General features: G+C 41.8%; 19 protein-coding genes and 1 pseudogene. 11 read left to right on the top strand and 9 right to left on the bottom strand.

Translation table 11 applies throughout. The features are described from left to right. Positions 1 to 19: 19 nt before the first annotated feature. From clpB to AACL30_RS00475, 3 genes are all read right to left on the bottom strand, one after another. A complete protein-coding gene (gene clpB, locus AACL30_RS00485; protein WP_339057434.1) occupies positions 20 to 2590 on the bottom strand; it encodes an ATP-dependent chaperone ClpB in 2571 nt (856 codons plus the stop codon). Positions 2591 to 2868: 278 nt separating this feature from the next. After that, the gene (glyA, locus tag AACL30_RS00480) at positions 2869 to 4137 is read right to left on the bottom strand and encodes a serine hydroxymethyltransferase (RefSeq protein ID WP_339057433.1); all 1269 of its coding nucleotides are present in this window, start codon (positions 4135 to 4137) and stop codon (positions 2869 to 2871) included. Positions 4138 to 4176: 39 nt separating this feature from the next. Further along, complete coding sequence (locus tag AACL30_RS00475; protein ID WP_339057432.1) at positions 4177 to 4302, bottom strand: hypothetical protein; 126 nt, start codon at positions 4300 to 4302, stop codon at positions 4177 to 4179. A 155-nt stretch (positions 4303 to 4457) separates the two neighbouring features. Here AACL30_RS00475 and queG point away from each other — a divergent pair, with 155 nt between their 5' ends. Continuing rightward, complete coding sequence (gene queG / locus AACL30_RS00470; protein ID WP_339057431.1) at positions 4458 to 5615, top strand: tRNA epoxyqueuosine(34) reductase QueG; 1158 nt, start codon at positions 4458 to 4460, stop codon at positions 5613 to 5615. Positions 5616 to 5784: 169 nt separating this feature from the next. Here the strand turns inward: queG and ygfZ are convergent, their stop codons facing one another. Beyond that, positions 5785 to 6762: a tRNA-modifying protein YgfZ gene (ygfZ, locus tag AACL30_RS00465; RefSeq protein ID WP_339057430.1), complete on the bottom strand. Its 978-nt coding sequence runs from the start codon at positions 6760 to 6762 to the stop codon at positions 5785 to 5787. Between the two features lie 45 nt (positions 6763 to 6807). Between ygfZ and sdhE the strand changes: the two genes are divergently transcribed. Both sdhE and AACL30_RS00455 read left to right on the top strand, forming a co-directional pair. Next, positions 6808 to 7074: an FAD assembly factor SdhE gene (gene sdhE / locus AACL30_RS00460; protein ID WP_339058509.1), complete on the top strand. Its 267-nt coding sequence runs from the start codon at positions 6808 to 6810 to the stop codon at positions 7072 to 7074. Next, positions 7055 to 7585 (top strand): protein YgfX, encoded by a 531-nt coding sequence (locus AACL30_RS00455; protein ID WP_339057429.1) that lies wholly within the window; start codon positions 7055 to 7057, stop codon positions 7583 to 7585. The genes sdhE and AACL30_RS00455 overlap by 20 nt, the downstream gene beginning before the upstream one ends. Before the next feature lie 26 nt (positions 7586 to 7611). Here the strand turns inward: AACL30_RS00455 and AACL30_RS00450 are convergent, their stop codons facing one another. From AACL30_RS00450 to aspA, 3 genes are read right to left on the bottom strand one after another with little or no spacing between them, the layout of a single operon-like run. Further along, positions 7612 to 9330 carry a protein-disulfide reductase DsbD gene (locus AACL30_RS00450; RefSeq protein ID WP_339057428.1) on the bottom strand — a complete coding sequence of 573 codons (1719 nt, stop codon included), beginning with the start codon at positions 9328 to 9330 and terminating at the stop codon, positions 7612 to 7614. Then, a complete protein-coding gene (locus AACL30_RS00445; protein ID WP_339057427.1) occupies positions 9327 to 9482 on the bottom strand; it encodes a hypothetical protein in 156 nt (51 codons plus the stop codon). Before AACL30_RS00445 ends, AACL30_RS00450 begins: the two co-directional genes overlap by 4 nt. Positions 9483 to 9525: 43 nt before the next feature. Next, positions 9526 to 10992: an aspartate ammonia-lyase gene (aspA, locus tag AACL30_RS00440; RefSeq protein ID WP_339058508.1), complete on the bottom strand. Its 1467-nt coding sequence runs from the start codon at positions 10990 to 10992 to the stop codon at positions 9526 to 9528. A gap of 467 nt (positions 10993 to 11459) precedes the next feature. Here aspA and AACL30_RS00435 point away from each other — a divergent pair, with 467 nt between their 5' ends. The 3 genes from AACL30_RS00435 (at position 11460) to groL (ending at position 14125) form a co-directional block, all read left to right on the top strand. Further along, positions 11460 to 11927 carry an FxsA family protein gene (locus AACL30_RS00435; RefSeq protein ID WP_039906996.1) on the top strand — a complete coding sequence of 156 codons (468 nt, stop codon included), beginning with the start codon at positions 11460 to 11462 and terminating at the stop codon, positions 11925 to 11927. Positions 11928 to 12117: 190 nt separating this feature from the next. Next, positions 12118 to 12408 (top strand): co-chaperone GroES, encoded by a 291-nt coding sequence (locus AACL30_RS00430; RefSeq protein ID WP_339057426.1) that lies wholly within the window; start codon positions 12118 to 12120, stop codon positions 12406 to 12408. Between the two features lie 58 nt (positions 12409 to 12466). Continuing rightward, positions 12467 to 14125 (top strand): chaperonin GroEL, encoded by a 1659-nt coding sequence (gene groL, locus AACL30_RS00425; RefSeq protein WP_339057425.1) that lies wholly within the window; start codon positions 12467 to 12469, stop codon positions 14123 to 14125. A gap of 212 nt (positions 14126 to 14337) precedes the next feature. Here groL and dbpA read toward each other — a convergent pair whose 3' ends face one another. Further along, positions 14338 to 15732 (bottom strand): ATP-dependent RNA helicase DbpA, encoded by a 1395-nt coding sequence (dbpA, locus tag AACL30_RS00420; protein WP_422389561.1) that lies wholly within the window; start codon positions 15730 to 15732, stop codon positions 14338 to 14340. Then, positions 15729 to 15917 carry a YoaH family protein gene (locus AACL30_RS00415; RefSeq protein WP_422389560.1) on the bottom strand — a complete coding sequence of 63 codons (189 nt, stop codon included), beginning with the start codon at positions 15915 to 15917 and terminating at the stop codon, positions 15729 to 15731. The genes dbpA and AACL30_RS00415 overlap by 4 nt, the downstream gene beginning before the upstream one ends. 1375 nt (positions 15918 to 17292) lie before the next feature. On the opposite strand from AACL30_RS00415, the gene hha reads away from it, so the two are divergent. The 5 genes and pseudogenes from hha to miaA all read left to right on the top strand — a co-directional run bounded on the left by hha (position 17293) and on the right by miaA (position 22127). Then, positions 17293 to 17496 (top strand): hemolysin expression modulator Hha, encoded by a 204-nt coding sequence (gene hha / locus AACL30_RS00410; RefSeq protein WP_339057424.1) that lies wholly within the window; start codon positions 17293 to 17295, stop codon positions 17494 to 17496. 17 nt (positions 17497 to 17513) lie between these two features. Beyond that, positions 17514 to 17999: a tRNA (adenosine(37)-N6)-threonylcarbamoyltransferase complex ATPase subunit type 1 TsaE gene (gene tsaE, locus AACL30_RS00405; protein WP_339057423.1), complete on the top strand. Its 486-nt coding sequence runs from the start codon at positions 17514 to 17516 to the stop codon at positions 17997 to 17999. Then, positions 17968 to 19290: pseudogene (amiB, locus tag AACL30_RS00400) on the top strand (N-acetylmuramoyl-L-alanine amidase AmiB); the annotation flags it as partial. The gene tsaE and the pseudogene amiB, both read left to right, overlap by 32 nt. 37 nt (positions 19291 to 19327) lie before the next feature. Then, positions 19328 to 21169 carry a DNA mismatch repair endonuclease MutL gene (mutL, locus tag AACL30_RS00395; protein WP_339058506.1) on the top strand — a complete coding sequence of 614 codons (1842 nt, stop codon included), beginning with the start codon at positions 19328 to 19330 and terminating at the stop codon, positions 21167 to 21169. Beyond that, positions 21156 to 22127 carry a tRNA (adenosine(37)-N6)-dimethylallyltransferase MiaA gene (miaA, locus tag AACL30_RS00390; RefSeq protein ID WP_339057422.1) on the top strand — a complete coding sequence of 324 codons (972 nt, stop codon included), beginning with the start codon at positions 21156 to 21158 and terminating at the stop codon, positions 22125 to 22127. The genes mutL and miaA overlap by 14 nt, the downstream gene beginning before the upstream one ends. The last annotated feature ends 9 nt before the right edge of the window (positions 22128 to 22136 follow it).

Here is a 22136-nt window from a genome sequence, read left to right as displayed (position 1 = left end):
TATAAAGTAGGATCCTTTTTTATTGCTTAATAATGATACTCCCATCTTTAGTGTCTATGACAATAGGCATATTCGTTTTTAATTTATTAGCAAGGATTTGTTGAGCCATCGGGTCTTCGATTTCCTTTTGGATAACTCGTTTTAATGGTCGTGCACCATACACAGGGTCAAAGCCTCGTTGACTTAATAAGTCTAATACAGCTTCAGTCGCACTGATTTGATAATTTCGCCCTGCCAAGCGTTGCTGTAATCGTTGCACCTGAATTTTTGCAATGGAGATGAGATGGTGTTGTTCTAATCGATGGAAAACAATGATCTCATCTATACGGTTAATAAACTCAGGGCGAAAATGATTACTGACATTTTCCATTACCTTATTTTTGATTTTAGAGAAATCAGTTTCAGTGGAATGCTCTAGAATTAACTCAGAACCCAAATTAGATGTCATAATAACTACAGTGTTACGAAAATCGACAGTTCTCCCTTGCCCATCCGTTAAACGCCCCTCATCCAAGACTTGTAATAAAATATTGAACACATCGGGATGTGCTTTCTCCACTTCATCAAATAAGATAACAGAGTAGGGACGACGACGTACTATTTCTGTTAGGTAACCTCCTTCTTCGTAACCAACATAACCAGGAGGTGCTCCAATTAAGCGTGATACAGCATGTTTCTCCATAAATTCAGACATATCAATTCGTATCATTGCTTTGTCAGTGTTGAATAAAAAAACCGCTAGGGCTTTACATAATTCTGTTTTACCTACTCCCGTTGGACCGAGAAATAAAAAGGAGCCTGTCGGGCGATTATCATCAGCAAGTCCAGCACGGCTCCGTCGGATTGCATTAGACACTGCCTCTATGGCTTCATCTTGCCCAATCACCAGATTATGCAGCTCTTGTTCGATGCGTAATAGTTTACTTCGTTCACCTTCCAACATTTTGGATACGGGGATGCCTGTCCAGCGTGCTACCACTTTGGCAATTTCCTCCTCAGTGACTCGATTAGGCAGCAGTTTCATTGTTTCGTTTTCGAGTTGATTGGCTGTATCGAGTTCTTTTTCTAGTTCTGGAATTTTGCCGTATTGTAGCTCAGACATTTTTGTTAGATCACCGACACGTCGTGCTTGCTCTAAGGTAATTTTAGCCTGTTCTAATTCGGTCTTGATCTTTTGGGTGCCTTTCAATGCAGCCTTTTCGGCTTTCCATTTTTCTTCCAGGGTCGAATATTCCCGTTCTTTTTGTTCTAATTCGTTATTGAGTTCTTGCAAGCGTTTTTTGCTGGCATCATCAGATTCTTTGTTTAATGCTTGTTGTTCTAATTTTAATTGAATAATTCGACGATATAGGCGATCAAGCAGTTCGGGTTTTGAATCGATCTGCATTCGGATGCTAGAGCCTGCTTCATCGATCAGATCGATGGCTTTATCAGGTAATCGACGATCTGAAATATAACGGTGTGATAAGGTCACCGCTTCTACAATTGCCGGATCTGTGATTTGGACATGGTGGTGGAGTTCATAGCGCTCTTTTAAACCGCGTAGAATGGCAATGGCATCTTCTACGTTTGGTTCTGCAACATACACTGTTTGAAAACGACGTTCTAAAGCAGCATCTTTTTCGATATATTGGCGGTATTCATTCAGAGTAGTTGCCCCAACGCAATGTAGTTTTCCACGTGCTAAGGCGGGTTTTAGCATGTTACCGGCATCCATTGCGCCGTCACTTTTCCCTGCACCGACCAGTGTATGCAGTTCGTCAATGAATAAAATCACGTTGCCTTTTTGTTTTTCTAATTCATTAAGTAATGCTTTCAGGCGTTCTTCAAACTCACCACGGAATTTGGCTCCGGCCAGTAATGCGCCGATATCTAATGACAATACACGCTTACCTTTTAAACCTTCTGGCACTTCACTATTGATAATACGTTGTGCTAGCCCCTCAACAATCGCGGTTTTGCCTACACCGGGCTCACCAATGAGCACGGGATTATTTTTGGTGCGGCGTTGTAATATTTGCATGGTATGACGAATTTCTTCATCTCGACCGATAACAGGGTCAAGTTTGCCTTGTTCTGCCTGTTCGGTTAGATCGATAGTGAATTGTTTTAACGCCTGCCGTTGATTTTCTTCACTGGCGCTTTTTATGGTATTACCATTTCGTAGCTCTTCAATCGCTTTAGTGATTTTATCTGTTGAGGCTCCTGCTGCTTTTAATAAATCCGTTAAGGTGCTGCTCTCTTCAAGCGCTGCTAACGGAAACAGTTCTGAGGCAATAAATTTATCACCTCTTTTTTGTGCTAATTTTTCACACAAATTAAGTGTTCTTTCTAATTTTTTTGATACCTGAACATCAGCGGTACCTTCCACACGTGCAAGTCGATCTAGGGTTTGATCGATTTTATCCTCTAAGTCTTGAGCGTCAATGCCGCTGGAAGTGAGTAAGGGGAAAACGGTTCCTCCCTCTTGACAAAGCAAAACACTCATGACGTGAAGTGGTTCAATAAATTGATGATTACAACTGAGCGCTAAAGAATGAGCACCACCTAAGGCTTCCTGAAATTTTTGGGTAAAACGCTCCAAAAGCATAATAAACTCCGTATTAATTGAAATTTATAGTGACAGTTTCCAGTTATTGTGAGGTCTCTAACTTTCAAGGGCGTGGCTCGTGCGAAGAGCTACACTCGCTTTTAACACTAGACCTCTTCGGAAACCTACTGCGTGATACGGCTCCTGCGTTGTCCGGGGCGCGCAATCCTCATGTACTTTATGTTAACGAAGGTTGCTGTGCGCCGGGCGCCTTGACTCCGCATAATGAACTACGGTTTCCAAAGAGATCTATTCAGAAATACCGCTGATTGTTGCTCTTAAAGTTTTGTAGTATTTGAATAAACAGGAAAACGCCGACAGATTTCCACAACTTGATTTTTAGTTTTTTGGATCAGGTTTTCATCGTTAATGTTATCCAAAACATTACATATCCAACCCGCGAGTTGCTTAGATTCTGTTTCTTTAAAACCACGGCGTGTTATCGCCGGGGTGCCTATTCTGATGCCAGAAGTAACAAACGGTTTTTGAGGATCGTTAGGAATGCTATTTTTGTTAACGGTGATATTAGCGCGTCCTAAAGCAGCATCGGCGTCTTTACCTGTTAAATTTTTATTCACTAAATTGAGTAAAAAGAGATGGTTTTCAGTCCCGCCTGAAACCACTTTATAGCCTCGATCTAAAAAGACTTCAACCATTGCCTTCGCATTCTTCACTACTTGCTGCTGATAAATTTCAAATTCAGGTTCCATCGCTTCTTTAAAGGCTATTGCCTTAGCAGCGATGACATGCATTAACGGACCGCCTTGTGAACCGGGGAAGACGGCTGAATTGAGTTTTTTATAGAAGGCTTCGTCACCATTTTTAGCCAGGATTAATCCTCCACGAGGACCCGCTAATGTTTTATGGGTGGTGGTGGTCACTACATGCGCGTGAGGCAGGGGGTTAGGATAAACACCCGTGGCTACTAAACCCGCGACATGCGCCATATCAACAAACAGATAAGCACCGATACTGTCAGCGATTTCCCGCATTCTCGCCCAATCAACCACGCCAGAATAGGCAGAAAAACCGCCGATAATCATCTTAGGTTTATGCGATTTAGCTAGCTCTGCTAATGCGTCGTAATCGATCTTGCCTGCTGCATCAACACCATAAGAGACGATATTATATAATTTGCCAGAAAAGTTGACCGGTGAACCATGCGTTAAATGCCCCCCGTGATTAAGATCCATGCCGAGCACAGTATCACCCGGTTGCAGTAACGCCATATAAACGGCCGCATTTGCTTGTGAACCGGAGTGAGGTTGCACATTGGCATAGTCAGCGCCGAATAATTTTTTCGCTCTCTCAATGGCAAGTTCTTCAATAACATCGACATGCTCACAGCCGCCATAGTAACGTTTGCCTGGATAACCCTCAGCATATTTATTGGTTAATTGCGAGCCTTGAGCCTGCATAACGCGCTGGCTAGTGTAGTTTTCAGAAGCAATCAGCTCAATATGCTCTTCTTGACGTGTTACTTCACTTTGCATCGCCTTCCATAACTCTAGATCATAATGAGCGATATTGTTTTTATTTTCTGGCATTTCTATCTCCTGATTTAACTAACTTATTAATGTCTCTTTTCAGACTCTATACCCTTCGCCTTTCAAGTTACGGCTTTGTTGTCTGCGGGTGCTCGCCGAATCACTTAGTATGTCTACGCTCATCGGTCGGTCGCCCTGGCCGCCTTGCCGTAACTCGAAATTCATTGGGTATAATTTTATTGAAAGAGTATAACTGAGGTCGCCAGAAAAACGCACTGCTTAAGCGAGATTGAAGCCAGTGCCGCCCGATTCTGTAGTGTTTATTCAGTAGAAAAATTCAGTGTGATAGACTGGAATTTTTTCTGTTTCGATGGTTTTTTATGACAGATCAACTTGATTTAAATCAACTTGCCAGAAATATCAAACAATGGGGACAGGATCTCGGTTTCCAGCAGGTGGGGATATGTGATACCGATTTGTCTTTAGAAGAGCCGAGATTGCAGGCATGGTTAGATAAACAATACCACGGTGAAATGGCATGGATGGCACGCTATGGTATGTTACGCGCCCGTCCACACGAATTACTGCCCGGTACCTTGCGTGTCATTAGCGTGCGTATGAATTATTTACCCGCCGAAGCTTCTTTCGCTCGTACTTTAAATAACCCTGAATTGGGTTATATCAGTCGTTATGCATTGGGTCGAGACTACCATAAATTGCTTCGCCAACGGTTAAAAAAATTAGGCGATAAAATCCAAATGTATTGCAGTGAATATTCTGAGGGGAGCGATACCCATTTCCGTCCTTTTGTTGATTCCGCCCCCATTATGGAACGTTCATTAGCAGTAAAAGCGGGGCTCGGGTGGGTAGGTAAGCATTCTTTAGTTTTAAATCGCGATGCGGGTTCATGGTTTTTTCTTGGCGAATTATTAATTGATTTGCCTCTTCCGGTTGATAAGCCATTACCGGAACAATGTGGACGTTGTGTGGCTTGTATGACTATTTGCCCAACAAAAGCGATTGTGGCACCTTATGTCATCGATGCGCGTCGTTGCATTTCTTACCTTACAATCGAACTACAAGGGGCTATTCCAGAAGAGTTTCGTTCGTTAATGGGGAATAGAATTTATGGTTGTGATGATTGCCAGTTAATCTGTCCGTGGAATCGTTTTTCACCTATTACTGATGAAAAAGCGTTTAATCCTCGCGCTCAATTACATACACCGAAATTGTTGGATCTCTTTGCTTGGGATGAAGAAACATTTTTGCAAATGACGGAAGGCTCAGCCATCCGGCGTATCGGTCATTTGCGCTGGTTGCGTAATATTTCGGTGGCATTAGGTAATGCCGCTTACCAATCCAGTGTGGTATTGGCCTTGGAAAAACGTCGAGGATTAGATCCCATGTTGGATGAGCATATTCAATGGGCGATTGATCAGCAATTAGCGCGCCGTTCTGCACAAGCGGTTAAAGTGCAATCTGCACAAACGAGTCGTCTGATCCGCACCGTTGAGAAAGGCTTACCACGTGATGCATAATTTTCACCGAAACCGGCCAACAGCGACGCTGGTGTTGGGTAATCAGTAGGGTATAATCCTTCGCCTTTGCAGTCGCCGCGTTGTTGGCTGCGGGCGTTCGTCCCATCAGCTAGTATGTCTACGCTCATCGGTCTCGCGCCCTGACCCCGCCTAGCGGCAACTTGAAGGGCTATGGGTATAAAGGTTGTATCCTGAGCTGGCTGCTGTTGTCGTCTCGTACGCGCAGATTCGTGTTTTCAGTGAAATCATTATTGAGCACCGCTTGGATCCACAGGGTGCCGTCACTCAGTTGTACTGCTGATAATACCGTTCCTGTTCGGCGCCAACTATTTTCATTTAATTGCCATTCAAGATCGTCGCCAGGTAGGGGAACACGATTGGCGTTGCCCGCCAGCCAATATAACGCTCTTTTGTTAGCGCCCCGGTATTGCGCCCTCGCGACAGTTTCCTGCCCGGTATAACAGCCTTTAGTGAAACTAATACCACCTAAAGTTTGGATATTTGTTGCCTGAGGTATAAATAATGCGCTGGTTTTTTCATCGATAATAGGAAAGCCTGCCTGGATATCTAATGCCATCCACTGATTACTATTGTTAAATTGAGTGCGAGAACGCAATATTTCTATCCATTGCTGTGCCTGGAAGGCGTCAGTTACTAGCAGAAAACGTTCTGTAGGTTGAGTGAAATGTAATAATGTCGTGATGCCTTGCTGTACCACGGGATGCTTTGTGTTTGGTAGCGTTGAAAATAAAGTGGCTAATGTTTCTCTTGCCGTTAATCCTGCAACGCCCAATAGTACTGCTTTTGTATCTAGACTAATGTTAACTTTAGAAAACACCGCATATTTTTTTAATTCTTTTAGTTGATTGTCCAATACACTACGGCGTTCAATAAACGCGAGTCCTTTTTCTCGATGAAACAAACGTAAATTACTCCACATTTTTCCACGCGGATCGCAATGTGCAGTCATAATATGTTGTTCAGCTGTCATTGCTGCGACATCAGCGGTGACTTGACCTTGAAGATAGTTTACTCTGTCCACTCCTGTTATTGTCACTAAAACCCAGTCATCTAAAGTCATAAGGGTTAAGGGTAATTGGGATGAAGCATGAGGAATTTGTGCAGGAAACGAAATTATATGAGCCATAATGATATTACCTGAGGTATCTATCAGGATATGAAAATCCAGAATGTGAAAATCGATAATAAAGCCCGTGTTTACTGGGCGTGTCGCCGTGGTATGCGTGAGTTAGACATCGTCATTATGCCGTTTTTTGAATATGAATACGAGACTTTAAGTGATGATGATAAAGGCTTGTTTATGCGCTTGCTAAAGAGTGATGATCCCGATTTGTTTAATTGGTTAATGAATTATGGAGAGCCACAAGATAGCGAGTTACAAAGAATGATTAAATTAATTCAAATGAGAAATAAAGCGCGTGGCTCGCTGGCAATGTAAGTTGCGTGTTTCATTGCGCACTCGTTGGTTTTCACTTTTGATATATGTAGGGTTAGCCTGCTTGGTTTTGCTTACGCCTTGGCCGACAGGTGGTGCCGTTGTTTGTTTTCTATTATTGACGTTGATTACATTTGAATATTTTCAGTGTCAGATAAAGTACCGTCCCATGATAATAAAATTGAATACTGATAATGTGTTGGAATGGAATCAGCAACAATGGAACATCATCCAACCTCCTTGGATCACCCGTTATGGCGTATTGCTAGCGCTAAAACAGCAAGCTAATCATAAAATATACCCTTCGCCTTTGCAGTTGCCGCTAGGCGGCCAGGGGGTGAGACCGCTGAGCGTAGATGACTACGTGATTCGGCGAACACCCGCAGCCAACAACGCGGCAGCTTCAAAGGCGAAGGGTATATATCAGCGTTTGTGGTTGGCATCTGACAGTATGACAGAAAGGGAGTGGCGTATGCTTTGTCAGCTTATGCAAGGCTTAGGCGATTGCGAATAAGCGCTTAAAGCCTATTGGCCATTGCGTCAGAATAAAATATTCTGTAGATGAATGGTAAAGTCGCGAGCATTAATAAATCCGCTGATCCGTGCTTGATTTATCTCCTGCCCTTGTGGATCAAAAAAGAGGATGCTGGGTAATCCTAATACCTGTAGTTTTTTTAGTATTGCCAATTGTTCGGGGCTATTTTTGGTCAGATCGACTTGTAATAATACCGTATTTGCCAATCGTTTCTGTACTTCTAGATCACTAAAGGTATATTTTTCTAATTCTTTACAAGCACCACACCAATCGGCATATAAATCCAACATCACCGATTTTCCTTTTGCCTGCCTGAGTGCTTCATGTAATTGTGATAAATTTTCAACACGCTGGAAACGTAAAGAATGATTAATGTTTCTAGAAAATAAATCCGCAGTAAATACCCAGTTTTGTAGCGGCTGTACTGCGATTAACAAACTAACTAATAGTAATATTTGGATCAAACGCTTCCAACGTTGCTGGAAGGTTAAACTTGAGACGAATGCCCAACTAAAGAAGATGACAGCTAATAAGCTCCAAAGCCGCGCTCCCCAAATGTTGCCTAATACTCGCTCGAGCAGAAATACGGGTAAAGCCAGAATAACAAAACCAAATGCTTCCTTAGTGTACTGCATCCACAGGCCGCTACGGGGTAATATTCGGTTGCCGAAGAGGGTCACTATAATTAAAGGGAGACCCATTCCTAATGCATACAGGTATAGGGTAGCTCCCCCGGCGAGTGTATTGCCGCTCTGTGCAATATACAACAAGATAGCGCTGAGGGGCGCTGTAGTACAGGGAGAACAGATCAGACCCGCTAATGCTCCCATAATAAAAACGCCTGCCACTGAACCACTTTTTTGATGGTTGCTCCACGCTACTAAGCGCGTCTGCCAGTGGCTAGGTAAATTGATTGAATAAAAGCCAAACATCGATAGTGCCAATAGGATGAAAAGTGCAGATAAAGTAAAAAGCACGTAAGGGTGCTGTAGCGCAGTTTGGAATTGTAGTCCTGCCCGCGCGACAACCCATCCCAAAAGAGTATAAGTCAGTGCCATGCCCTGCACGTAAGTTAAAGCTAACCAGAAGATTTGCCGCGGACTTCGAGGCTTTTCAGACCCCAAAATAATCGCGGCAATTAGGGGATACATCGGTAATACACAAGGGGTAAAGGCAATGGCTATACCGATCAATAAAGCCCAAAACGGAGAGAAAGGCAGTTCAGTGGGGTTGAGCGATCTCTGTAAGGGAAGTTGTGGTTCTTTAGGCGTAATAGCATGCAGTGGAATAGTACGGGTTTCTGGTGGATAGCAAAATCTTGCCGCCGCGCATCCTTGATAAGTTATTTGGATATGGGAGCCTTCTGCTGCTCGCGTGATGGGGAGGGTTACCGTCAATTCTTGTTCAAAAATAGGTATTGCGCCATAAAATTCGTCTTGATAACTGATGCCATCAGGTATCACAAATGCGCCTAATATGGCTTGTTGCGGTACTATTTTTAATTGTTGACGGTAGAGATAATAACCGGGCTGAATTTGCCAATGCAGCACAAGTTGATTGTCTTGTTGCTTAAAATCAAAGGCAAACGCACGTTGGGAAGGCATAAATTCGTTCTGTTCAGCCTCTTGGTTCAATGGTTTGATAGACTCAGCATGGAGATATTGTAGTGTCGATAAAAAGACGCTACAGAGCAGTAGCGTCAAGGAAAAAATACGATGCATCATAACAGTGATATTGATTTCCCTATGAAGCGAGACTTATACCCTTTGTCTTTCAAGTTACGGCTTTGTTGTCTGCGCGTGTTCGCTGAATCACGTAGTATGTCTACGCTCATCGGTCGGTCGCCCTGGTCGCCTTGCTGTAACTCGAAATTCATTGGGTATAAAAGTGATAGTGGTTCTAGTCATTTTTTTATCGTTTTATAGGTTGGTTGGATTCATCAGATTTTCGACAGAGAAAATACTGTCAAGTTTCTTTTCGGATAGCAAACCTTTCTCTAATACTACTTCACGCACGCTTTTACCGGTTTCAGCACAAATTTTACCGATCTCATCACCTTCATGATGACCAATATGCGGGTTAAGATAAGTGACGATCCCTATTGAATTAAAAACAAAATTTTCACAAACTTCTTTATTGGCGGTGATACTAATAACACATTTATCCAGCAGAGCGTAGCAGGCATTTGTCAGAATATGGATCGATTCAAACATTGCCTGTCCGATGACCGGTTCCATGACATTTAACTGTAGTTGACCCGCTTCCGCCGCCATTGTTACACAAAGATCATTACCTATCACCTTGAAACAGACTTGATTAACCACTTCAGGGATCACTGGATTGACTTTAGCTGGCATGATCGAAGAGCCAGCTTGCAACGCCGGTAGATTAATTTCATTCAAGCCTGCCCGTGGGCCTGATGAGAGTAGACGTAAATCATTGCAAATTTTCGATAGCTTAACCGCTAAGCGCTTGAGTGCGCTATGTACCATAACGTAAACACCACAATCAGATGTGGCTTCAATTAAATCTTCCGCTGGGACACATTTCAATCCACTCACTTCACGTAATTTTTCTAACACCTTATCTTGATAATTGTCTGGTGTGTTAAGTTTGGTTCCAATCGCAGTCGCCCCTAGGTTTACTTCAAGTAAAAATTCAGCAGTACGTGCTATATTTTTTATTTCTTCACTCATTAATACCTGAAAAGCCTTAAACTCTTGTCCTAATGTCATTGGGACGGCGTCCTGTAACTGGGTGCGTCCCATTTTTAAAATTTCGCAGAACTCTCCCGATTTTCTGCCAAAACCTTCCCTAAGACATGCGATTGCATCGATTAACTTCAGGATTGAATTATAAACGGCGATTCGAAACCCTGTGGGGTAAGCATCGTTAGTCGATTGAGATTTATTAACATGATCATTGGGGTTGAGATATTGGTATTCTCCTTTTTTACGTCCCATCAATGTTAATCCAATATTAGCAAGCACTTCATTAATATTCATATTGAATGAAGTGCCCGCCCCACCTTGGAACACATCAATGGGGAACTGATCCATGTATTTTCCTTCGAGCATTATATCGCAAGCCTCTATAATGGCGTGGGCTATTCTTTCTGCATTTTTTATTTTTTCTTGATCATTTTCTTCTTCTGTTGAAAGAAAGGCGTTCAGTTCTTTATTTGCCATGGCCGCTGCTTTTTTTACCATCACCATGCCACGAATAAATTCAGGGATATCATTGATTTTACTATCACTAATACAAAAATTTTCAATCGCCCTTTGAGTATGAATACCGTAATATGCCTCTATGGGGACTTTTTTCTCACCTAATAAATCCTTTTCGGTACGGTATTCTGCGGCTGCCTGATTTTTTTTGATACCCATGCTATTTGACATAAAACCCTCGGTAAGTGTTATCTAAATTTGGGGTGATTATTGACAGGTTAATTTTAGTTGGTGTAGGCGATTAGTGTAATAATAAAGCGTTTTATTTATTGCTGGTATGGTATAGCTTCCTGAGTGAAGCAATAATGAAAATTCGCACCGTTAGACTTGAAAGCATCCTAAACACCCACAATGTTAATCTGGTTGGCTCAAATTTTACCTCCAGTGTTTATAGTATTTATTTGTATCCCCTTCGCTTTTCAAGTTACGGTGGCGTTGGCAGCGATCACTCATCCTCTGTCATGTACTACCTGTACACTCCTGAGATTCGATTGATTGCCGCCTTGCCGTAGTAACTTGAAATTCATTGGGTATACGCTTATCGGTCGGTCGCCCTGGCAGCCGAAGGCAACTTCAAAGGCGAAGGGTATATAAGCTTGATTTTTTAAATCATTAGGGAGAGCAGGGTGCGTTGGTTACCGTTTATCGTAATATTTTCATTAGCATACATAGAAATTTCTTTATTTATTAAAGTCGCTGCGGTTTTGGGTGTGGCTATCACGTTATTATTAATCATTTTTACCTCCTGCGTTGGTATTTCTTTGGTACGCAATCAGGGGATAAAAACGTTAATACAAATGCGACAAAGATTAGCGACAGGTGAGAGCCCAGCCCAGGAAATGGTGAAAAGTGTTTCATTAATTCTAGCTGGATTTTTATTGTTGATACCAGGATTTTTTACTGATTTTTTGGGATTATTATTGTTATTACCATTAGTGCAAAAGTTATTGATAATTAAATTAATGCCTCATTTAAATATTTATGCTTCTGCTACTACAGGGAGCTCTCGTACTGGCGAGATTTTTGATGGTGAATATCAACGTAAAGATGACGTTCCCGATCGGCTAGAAAAGCGTCAAAACGATAAAGAGTAAGAAAAATAGGAGCTTTTTGAGCGCGTTTTTGACCTTTTTCAAAGAAATGTTTGCTCCTGAAAAATTTTTTCGCTTCTCCCTTGAAGGAAGTGATAATGCCCCCACTTAGTGAACCATGGTCCCGCTGATTAAAATAAACGGGTATCAATTCTAAATTCGATACGAACTTTTCTACAGGAGAGCGATAAAGATGAAATTTCGTCCATTGCATGACCGTGTTATCGTCAAGCGCAAAGAAGCTGAAAGCAAATCTGCGGGTGGTATTGTTCTGACTGGCTCAGCGGCGGGTAAATCAAACCGTGGTGAAGTCATTGCCGTCGGTAGCGGTCGTATCTTAGACGGTAAAGTCGTACCGTTAGATGTAAAAGTAGGTGATGTTGTTGTTTTCAATGATGGCTACGGCGTAAAAGTAGAAAAAATCGATAATGAAGAAGTTTTGATCATGTCAGAAAGTGACATTTTGGCAGTTGTTGAAGCGTAAAGCGTAAGTAGTACGATCAATCAATTTTCTGAACTGAACGAATTTGAGGGAAAGAACCATGGCAGCTAAAGATGTAAAATTTGGCGATAACGCCCGCAAAAAAATGTTGCGCGGTGTGAATATTCTTGCTGATGCAGTAAAAGTAACCTTGGGACCTAAAGGCCGCAATGTGGTGTTAGATAAATCTTTTGGTTCCCCTACTATCACTAAAGACGGTGTTTCTGTTGCTAAAGAAATCGAACTCGAAGACAAGTTCGAAAACATGGGCGCGCAGATGGTAAAAGAGGTTGCCTCTAAATCTAATGATGCCGCGGGTGATGGTACTACTACAGCAACTGTATTGGCACAAGCTATCATTACTGAGGGCTTAAAAGCCGTTGCTGCCGGCATGAATCCAATGGATTTAAAACGTGGTATTGATAAGGCGGTGACTGCTGCTGTAGAAGAGCTGAAAAAACTTTCTAAGCCTTGCACCGATAGCAAAGCTATCACCCAAGTTGGGACTATCTCTGCTAATGCTGATGAAACCGTCGGTAAATTGATTGCGAGAGCGATGGAAAAAGTCGGTAAAGAAGGTGTTATTACCGTTGAAGATGGCTCCGGTTTAGAAAATGAGCTGGATGTGGTAGAAGGTATGCAGTTTGATCGTGGTTACTTGTCTCCTTATTTCTGTAATAAGCAAGATACTATGACTGCTGAGCTTGACACTCCGTCTATCCTGTTAGTCGATAAGAAAATAAGTAATATTCGTGAACTGCTGCCTATCTTGGAAGCTGTCGCGAAAGCAGGTAAATCACTGCTCGTTATTGCTGAAGATGTTGAAGGTGAAGCATTGGCAACACTGGTAGTTAACACCATGCGTGGTATTGTCAAAGTAGCTGCGGTTAAAGCACCTGGCTTTGGTGACCGTCGTAAAGCCATGTTGCAAGATATTGCTGTACTAACTAAAGGTACTGTTATTGCTGAAGAGATTGGTCTAGAGCTTGAAAAAACTATTTTGGAAGATTTAGGTCAAGCAAAACGTGTCATTATCACTAAAGATAATACTACTATTATTGATGGCGCAGGTGATCCAGCTGCTATAGCTGACTGTGTTTGTTCTATCAAGAAACAGATTGAAGACGTCACATCCGATTACGACAGAGAAAAACTACAAGAGCGTGTGGCGAAACTTGCTGGTGGCGTAGCGGTGATTAAGGTAGGTGCTGCTACTGAAATAGAAATGAAAGAGAAAAAAGCGCGTGTGGAAGATGCGCTGCAAGCCACTCGTGCCGCAGTAGAGGAAGGTGTGGTTGCTGGTGGTGGGGTAGCCTTGATCCGTGCTGCTGCGTTGATCTGTAATCTGAAAGGTGATAACGAAGACCAAAATGTCGGTATTAAAGTTGCCTTACGCGCGATGGAAGCCCCATTACGTCAAATCGTGATCAATGCGGGTGAAGAAGCCTCTGTTATCGCTAATAATGTAAAAAGTGGTAAAGGTAACTACGGCTACAATGCACAGACTGAAGAGTACGGTGATATGGTAGAAATGGGCATTTTGGATCCAACCAAGGTGACACGTTCTGCATTGCAATATGCTGCATCTATTGCCGGCCTAATGATTACTACTGCTTGTATGATTGGTGATTTGCCGAATGATAAAAACAAAGGTGCTGATATGGGCGCTGCTGGTATGGGCGGAATGGGTGGTATGGGCGGAATGGGCGGAATGATGTAATCTCCGCTGTGTAGAAAGTTTCTACTTTCTACAAAGTCCACTATCTATAGTACAGCGAACAGATCATCTGTTCGCTGTTTTTTTATTGTCTATACCCTTCGCCTTTCAAGTCGCCGCGTTTTTGGCAGCGATCATTCATCCTCTGTCACGTACCACACCCCTGGGATTCGATTGATTGCCGCCTTGCCGTAACTCGAAATTTATTGGGTATATTACAACAAACGCACTTTATAATTTTTACCCTTTATTTTTCCTTGTTGTAGCTGTTGTAAAGCGTGTTGAGCATTGTTTGTGCGAATAGCAACGTAAGTATGCAGTGTAAAGGTGTCGATTTTTCCTATATCAGCGGCGGCTAACCCGGCCTCTCCTGTTAAGGCGCCGAGAATATCCCCAGGGCGTATTTTTGCTTTACGCCCCCCGTCGATACATAAGGTCATCATCTCTGCTGCTAATTTTTCACTATTATTGATACCATCAGTATCGTTTATTTTTTCCGGTGATAGCCAAGTCAATTTAGTCTGTAAATAATCTTCTATAGCATGTGCTCTATGCATTTCTTGTGGCGTACAAAGTGTTACAGCACAACCTCCGATCCCTGCTCGTCCGGTACGACCTATACGATGAATATACACTTCTGGATCAAAAGCCACTTCAAAATTAACCACTAATGCTAACTGCTTGATATCCAAACCACGGGCTGCTACGTCGGTTGCGACTAAAATTCGGCAGCTGTGGTTAGCAAATCTCACCCATACTTGATCTCGTTCATGCTGATCCAAATCACCGTGCAAAGCTAACACACTCATCTGGCAAGATTTGAGGGCTTGATAGAGACGCTGGCAATCTAATTTTGTATTACAAAAAACCAGACAGGAGTCGGGCTGATAATGTTTGAGTATCTTAATCAGTAGCGGCAAACGTTTCTCATTAGTACTTTCGTAAAAAAGTTGTTCAATAGCGGTTTCATTTTTTTGCGGTGAAACGACGACACTTAATGGTTGATGTTGTATACGGTTGCTAATTTGCTCAATGCTATCAGGATAAGTTGCTGAGAATAATAAGGTTTGACGTGTTTTTGGCGCGTAATCAATAATATTATCAATAGAGTCGTTAAAGCCCATATCTAACATACGATCAGCTTCATCCAAAACCAACACCTTCAAATTCGTTAATACTAAGGTATGTTTTCGCAAATGCTCTTGAATACGGCCAGGTGTGCCTACCACAACATGTGGAGCATGTACCAAAGAATCTAATTGGCACCCCATCGATTGACCTCCACACAAGGTCAAAATTTTAATATTTTGTGTAAAACGCGCTAAACGCCGTAATTCCTTACTGATTTGATCTGCTAATTCACGAGTTGGACAAAGTATCAGTGCTTGTGTGACGAACTGCTCTACAGCGATTTTATCTAGCAAACCAATACCAAAGGCTGCTGTTTTACCACTGCCTGTTTTGGCTTGGGCTCGAACATCTTTCCCTTTAAGGATCGCCGGTAATGTTGCAGCCTGTATCGGTGTCATCGAGCTATAACCCAGCGCGTTAAGATTGGCCAATTGTTTGGGAGGCAGGGTTGTTGGGAAAAAACACGGGTTAATACTCACGGTAATTTCCTAAAACCTGTTGATATACTTTGTCCTTCACGATGGTTTTGATGCTGTTCGCGGATTTTTTGTGCTACCAATGCAATTGCTTCGGTGCTGCGCATCCCTGTTGATATTAATTGGTGAATTTGTTCAGCGGCTTCCTGTTGTTCTTGATGAGGAATCGATGGCATATTTGCTAGCATTAATCTATCTCCTATGTATATGCTGCGAGTATACCTTTTTCTCTACAGTATCCATACACTATCTATGGTCTGGTACTTTAGGGTGTTGATCCCTAGTAGGATAAAATAAGTGCTAGGAAACATAACTATCAAAACATTGGGTGTTGAAGAAGTTGTGACAGAAAAAGAACCTATGCCACGTTGTCTACGCCTAAAAATAAATCGAACGCAAAAATCAATGCTCAACATTTTTTTTCTATCCTTATATTGGCTAGCCCCTAAATGGATTATTCCTAGGGATTACGCATCAAAAAGTTGATTTAGCATTTATAGAGCGTGGTGATTGCATTGAGTACATGAAGAATAATAAAGATATCAATCTAATAACTGGAATCCATTAAATCGAGTTAATTTTAACCAGAACCTTCTGCTTCGGTAGAAAAGCGATTGGGTGATAATTTTATTAACTAATTGAATATAAACATCTTAATCTATATGGCATCGGATTATAATATTTTTTTAATAAAAAAACGAATGATTATTAACGCTAACTGAAATAGGATGAGAATTTATTTTAAGCAGTCTATCGGCTGTGACAGCGAATAAATTCATTCTTGATAAAATGTAAAATTAAGTAATAAAATTAGATGTGATACCAAAAAATGTGATTTACATTCCGTATAATCACTTTATTTAGCTTTTGATCTCCTTCTTACACTTACTTTAATGATTGAATTCTATTAGAATGGAGCAAAACATAATGGAGTGGGTAAAATTGCTAGTTGTTTGCATAATAAATGAGACCCTATTGCTGAATTGAAATTCTTATGCAAAAATTCTTACTATCAAAGTAGTTTTGAACTGATGATTGGCCTTCCTCTATGAAGTACCTGGATTTAGTTGACAGATTACTATTTCCTGTTAAGTTTTTTTAAATAAATCTATTTAAATGAAAGGATTTTTTTCGGTGAGTCGATGCATGTTCGGAAGCTGTGTATATAACGCTGTTCAGCGGTTATGAGATCAATAATATGAATTCAAGACTGAACTAGAAAACAATATAGTATATTTTTGCTAAGGAAGTATAAAAAATTATTGTATTTGCTGATACTTGGTTTTATAAAGAGTTCAATACGTTCGTTGATGCTTTGGTGTTGTATAAGAGCCTATTCGAAATCTCTTGTTGCTGGCTAATTTTTTACTTAAAGGGAATGCAACATGTTCATTTGCTTCCTTAAAGTTGTAAGGGCTAACTACCTTCTTTGCCTATTTTTTCTTATTTTTCGTCTTGCTAAAAAAGATCGCGAATAGGCTATTAGGGAATATTTTTCATCAGAGTCAGAATTTAACAGATATTTATCCTATATTTATTAATATATCGAGAAGACTATTCATCATGACAAAAACAGACCATTTAATGCGTTTAAGGAAGTGTAGAACTATTGCTACTTTAGACAGGGTAATTGAAAATAAGAAATACAAACTTTCTGATAATGAACTAGAATTATTTTATTCAGCTGCAGATCACCGGTTAGCAGAACTTATCATGAATAAACTTTATGATAAAATTCCACCTTCGGTTTGGCAACATGTTAAGTGATATATAGATATTACAGCATGAAAAAACGCGTTATATCTTTATTCGATGAAGCGGCAACCGCTGCGTTGGGTGCATCGATGGCACACGCTTGTAATAATGCCAGTATTGTTTACTTATTAGGTGATTTGGGGACTGGAAAAACTACTTTCAGTCGTGGTTTTCTTCGTGCTTTAGGTCATGACGGGAAGGTAAAAAGCCCCACTTATACTTTGGTCGAACCTTATATTTTAACACCAAGAACGGTTTATCATTTTGATTTGTATCGTTTGGCTGACGCGGAAGAATTAGAGTTTATGGGCATTCGTGATTATTTCGACCAACAGGCGATTTGTTTAGTGGAATGGCCGCAACGAGGTGCGGGAATTCTGCCTAAAGCGGATGTTGAACTTTATTTGAGTTATCATCAACAAGGGCGCCAAGCACAGTTAATAGTGCGCTCTGATTATGGTGCTGAAATATTAGATCGTTTGGATGCGCAAAGATATGCAAACGATAATCTATAGTATTCGACATTTTATCATCCTGCTGTTGGCTCCTGTTTTTTTTATTGTAGCCGCATCTACTTCATCGTGGGCGGTGACGTTGCCTGCTATCGATCTCAGTATTGGGCATCCGGGAACCAAAGTGATATTGAGCTTTGATCAATCTCCTCATTATGATTTTTTTCTATTGCATAACCCTGAACGTATTGTGCTCGATATACCAGATAGTAGTCACTCGTTAGATTTGCCTTTGGTGTTTAATGAACAAAATCTACTGAAAAAAATTCGTTATAGTCAGCCCAAAGAGAAAGGAAGTACGCGTTTAGTTTTTGAGTTGACACAAAAAGCAAAAATTGGGACAACTACCCAGAAAATAAGCAACTTGTATCAGGTGATTTTTACCCTTGTGACCGAGGGAGAAACGTTGTCACCGCTAACGGATACACAATCTCAGCTACCCAGTAAACGGAATAATCCATTTAATAGTCAATCTGTACATTCTAAAATACCGCGCAGTGCGGTGAAAAAATCGGCTTCATCTGTTGCCGAACAGGCGGCTAATCATCAAGTTATTGTTGCCATTGATGCTGGACACGGTGGCCAGGATCCAGGTGCTATTGGTCAAAATGGGTTGCAAGAAAAAAGGGTAACGATGGGTGTAGCACGTAAGCTAGAAAAATTACTCAAAGAAGACCCATTGTTTAAACCCATACTGACCCGTAATGGTGATTATTTTCTTTCCGTAATGGGGCGTTCTGATGTGGCACGTAAGCAGCGTGCTAACGTATTGGTCTCTATTCACGCTGATGCGGCACCTAATCGCGCTGCTAGAGGCGCGTCAGTTTGGGTATTGTCTAATCGCCGAGCTAACAGTGAAATGGGTAATTGGTTAGAACAACATGAAAAACAATCCGAATTATTAGGAGGGGCGGGTGACTTACTGGCGAATACGGCAGTAGATCCGTATCTTAGTAAAACAGTGTTAGATCTGCAATTTAGTCATTCGCAGCGTGTGGGTTATGCGGTTGCGGTTGATATGCTACGGGAATTAGGTCACGTCGGATCAATTCATAAAACACAACCTGAACACGCTAGCCTTGGGGTATTGCGTTCACCTGATATTCCCTCGGTATTGGTAGAAACCGGTTTCATTAGCAATAGTATGGAAGAGCGGCTATTAAGTAATGATATCTACCAAAATAAAATTGCCATAGCTATCTATCAGGGTCTTCGACATTATTTTTTAGCCCATCCATTACAAGCTTCACCAAAGAATAAAGTTGAAGATCATAGGGTTAATTCCTCTGCGCGTTCTCACGAATTAGCCAAAATGGGAGGAGGAAATGGCGATGCTGATTAAAATGCTACCGCCACAAATCACTAACCAAATCGCGGCAGGAGAGGTGGTAGAGCGCCCTGCCTCGGTGGTCAAAGAGTTGTTAGAAAATAGTTTAGATGCGGGTGCAAAGTGGATTGATATTAATATCAAAGGGGGAGGTAGTAAGCTTATTCGCATACAGGATAATGGCACTGGTATTGCTAAGGATGATCTGCCTTTGGCGTTGGCTCGCCATGCTACCAGTAAAATTAGTGCATTAGACGATCTTATGACGATACGTAGCATGGGATTCCGTGGAGAGGCGCTGGCCAGTATCAGTTCAGTATCTCGTTTGTTGTTAACTTCCCGTACTGTTGAACAAACTGAAGCTTGGCAGTCCTATGCTGAAGGCCGCGATATGCTTGTCAAGATTAAGCCGGCTGCGCATCCGGTTGGCAGTACGCTGGAGGTATTTGATTTATTTTATAATACGCCCGCGCGTCGCAAGTTTATGCGTACGGAAAAAACAGAGTTTGCTCATATTGATGAAGTGGTACGACGTATTGCGCTAGCGCGTTTCGATGTGACCATCCATCTTCACCATAATGAAAAATTAATACGTCAATATCGAGCGGTTTCTGATCCCGCACAATATTCACAGCGTTTAGCGAGTGTTTGCGGTAATGTATTTTTACAACATATGTTAGCTATCTCATGGCAGCATGAAGATTTAGCGATTCATGGTTGGTTAGCGGATCCGCAGATGTTACACAATGCGCGGAGCTTAAATGAAATACAATATTGTTATGTTAATAATCGTGTGATACGTGACCGACTAATAAATCACGCTATTCGCCAAGCTTATCAAGGATTATCAAAAGACGGTCAGCAGATCGCCTATGTTCTTTACCTCACTATCGAACCGAGTCAAGTAGATATTAATGTACATCCGGCAAAACATGAAGTCCGTTTTCACCAAGCGCGGTTAGTGCATGATTTTATTTATCAAGCCGTGACGATGGCTTTACAAGACAAGGGGTTGCAACCAGCTTCCATTCCCGCAGGGAATGGCGATACTGAGTCAAAATCGCCTCACAGGCAGCCCGAAACACGTGTGGCGGCGGGGGTTAACAAATATGCGCCATCTGAGCCCTGTCGTCAGTATAGTGCTGCTAATAGTCCACGAGAGTATTTATCACGGCAGGGGGAATTGTATGGCCAATTATTGCAATCCACTACGCCGAGTAATACCGCTACGGTGAAATATAAATTACCTCAGGCAGCTTGCTCTTCGTTGGATGCTCATGGTAGCAGTAGCTTTGGTCCAGTATTAGGTATTTTTCCGCCTTGTTATGCGTTAATTAAGCGGGGTGATGAAAAAATTGCATTATTGGCTTTATCAGTGGCAGAACGTTGCTTAAAACAGGCGCAGCTCACTCCCCCGCGTGAGGGATTACGAGCACAGCCATTGCTTATTCCGTTAAAACTTAATTTGGATAAGGCAGAAATCACGGCGGGTAAATATCATAAAGATTTATTATCTACGATGGGGATTGAATTGCTTTTCGAGCAAAATCGAGCCACGTTGCGCACGGTATCCTTGCCATTACGCCAGCAAAATTTACAAAAATTGATACCGGAATTGTTAAGTTATCTTTCTCAACATGAAAAAATAGCACCAGAGAAATTGGCTGCATGGATTGCTCAACATCTCGGCAGTGAACATGAGCAGTGGAGCGTCTCTCAAGCGATACAGTTATTAACGGATGTTGAACGCCTTTGCCCACATTTGGTGCAGTCGCCACCGGCAAGACTTTTACAGTTTATTGACATACAAGCTCCATTGGCAATATTGATACATGAACAAAATTGAGCCCCTGACTCAACCGCCGGCCATTTTTATTATGGGGCCAACAGCGTCAGGTAAAACAGTATTATCAATAGAGTTATGGCAACATCTACCGGTAGAATTAATCAGCGTTGATTCTGCACTGATCTATCGTGGTATGGATATTGGTACTGCCAAGCCCAGTGCTCAATTACTTGCACAAATTCCGCATCGTTTGATTGATATTCGTGATCCCAGCGAATCTTATTCGGCAGCTAATTTTCGTCAAGATGCATTGAAGGCAATGGCAGATATCACCGCCGCAGGGCGTATTCCGTTATTAGTGGGTGGCACGATGTTATATTTTAAAGCCCTTTTGGAAGGGTTATCGCCGCTGCCTGCCGCCGATCCTGTTGTGCGAGCGTATATCGGACAGCAAGCAGAAAAGTGGGGCTGGGAAACGCTACACCAACAATTAGCGATAATTGATCCGACGGCTGCACAACGAATTCATCCTAATGATCCTCAAAGATTGATCAGAGCACTGGAAGTTTTTTTTATTTCGGGTAACACTTTAACGGAACTGGTAACTGTTTCGGGTAATCCCTTGCCTTATAACGTTTATCAATTTGCAATTGTGCCTAGTAACCGTCATCTTTTGCACCAGCGGATTGAATCTCGTTTTCATCAGATGCTGGCTGCTGGATTTGCAGCAGAGGTTAAGATACTTTTTGAACGTGGTGATTTACACGAAGACATGCCTGCTATTCGTTGTGTTGGTTATCGCCAGATGTGGTCTTATCTTGCGAATCATTATAGTTATGATGAGATGGTTTATCGTGGCATTTGTGCGACACGTCAATTGGCAAAACGTCAAATAACTTGGCTCAGGGGATGGCCTGATGTTCATTACTTTGATAATGATAACCCACAGCAGATTTTAGAAACGATTATACAGGTTGTTAGATCCGCTTCGAAATCTTCTTTAGCAACGCTGAACTGACTGAAAGAT

Source organism: Candidatus Regiella endosymbiont of Tuberolachnus salignus (genome assembly GCF_964020115.1).
Taxonomy (GTDB): Bacteria; Pseudomonadota; Gammaproteobacteria; order Enterobacterales; family Enterobacteriaceae; genus Regiella; species Regiella insecticola.
This window is presented reverse-complemented; position numbering and strand designations above follow the sequence as displayed.

Excerpts from the sequence above, each read along its gene's own strand:
- AACL30_RS00445 (WP_339057427.1), bottom strand. The coding sequence starts at position 9,482 with ATGAATTTCGAGTTACAGCAAGGCGACCAGGGCGACCGACCGATGAGC.
- AACL30_RS00475 (WP_339057432.1), bottom strand. The coding sequence starts at position 4,302 with ATGAATTTCGAGTTACGGCAAGGCGGCCAGGGCGACCGACCGATGAGC.
- groL (WP_339057425.1), top strand. The coding sequence starts at position 12,467 with ATGGCAGCTAAAGATGTAAAATTTGGCGATAACGCCCGCAAAAAAATG.
- hha (WP_339057424.1), top strand. The coding sequence starts at position 17,293 with ATGACAAAAACAGACCATTTAATGCGTTTAAGGAAGTGTAGAACTATT.
- queG (WP_339057431.1), top strand. The coding sequence starts at position 4,458 with ATGACAGATCAACTTGATTTAAATCAACTTGCCAGAAATATCAAACAA.
- AACL30_RS00450 (WP_339057428.1), bottom strand. The coding sequence starts at position 9,330 with ATGATGCATCGTATTTTTTCCTTGACGCTACTGCTCTGTAGCGTCTTT.
- mutL (WP_339058506.1), top strand. The coding sequence starts at position 19,328 with ATGCTGATTAAAATGCTACCGCCACAAATCACTAACCAAATCGCGGCA.
- aspA (WP_339058508.1), bottom strand. The coding sequence starts at position 10,992 with ATGGGTATCAAAAAAAATCAGGCAGCCGCAGAATACCGTACCGAAAAG.
- tsaE (WP_339057423.1), top strand. The coding sequence starts at position 17,514 with ATGAAAAAACGCGTTATATCTTTATTCGATGAAGCGGCAACCGCTGCG.
- clpB (WP_339057434.1), bottom strand. The coding sequence starts at position 2,590 with ATGCTTTTGGAGCGTTTTACCCAAAAATTTCAGGAAGCCTTAGGTGGT.
- AACL30_RS00415 (WP_422389560.1), bottom strand. The coding sequence starts at position 15,917 with ATGCTAGCAAATATGCCATCGATTCCTCATCAAGAACAACAGGAAGCC.
- glyA (WP_339057433.1), bottom strand. The coding sequence starts at position 4,137 with ATGCCAGAAAATAAAAACAATATCGCTCATTATGATCTAGAGTTATGG.
- miaA (WP_339057422.1), top strand. The coding sequence starts at position 21,156 with ATGAACAAAATTGAGCCCCTGACTCAACCGCCGGCCATTTTTATTATG.
- ygfZ (WP_339057430.1), bottom strand. The coding sequence starts at position 6,762 with ATGGCTCATATAATTTCGTTTCCTGCACAAATTCCTCATGCTTCATCC.
- AACL30_RS00430 (WP_339057426.1), top strand. The coding sequence starts at position 12,118 with ATGAAATTTCGTCCATTGCATGACCGTGTTATCGTCAAGCGCAAAGAA.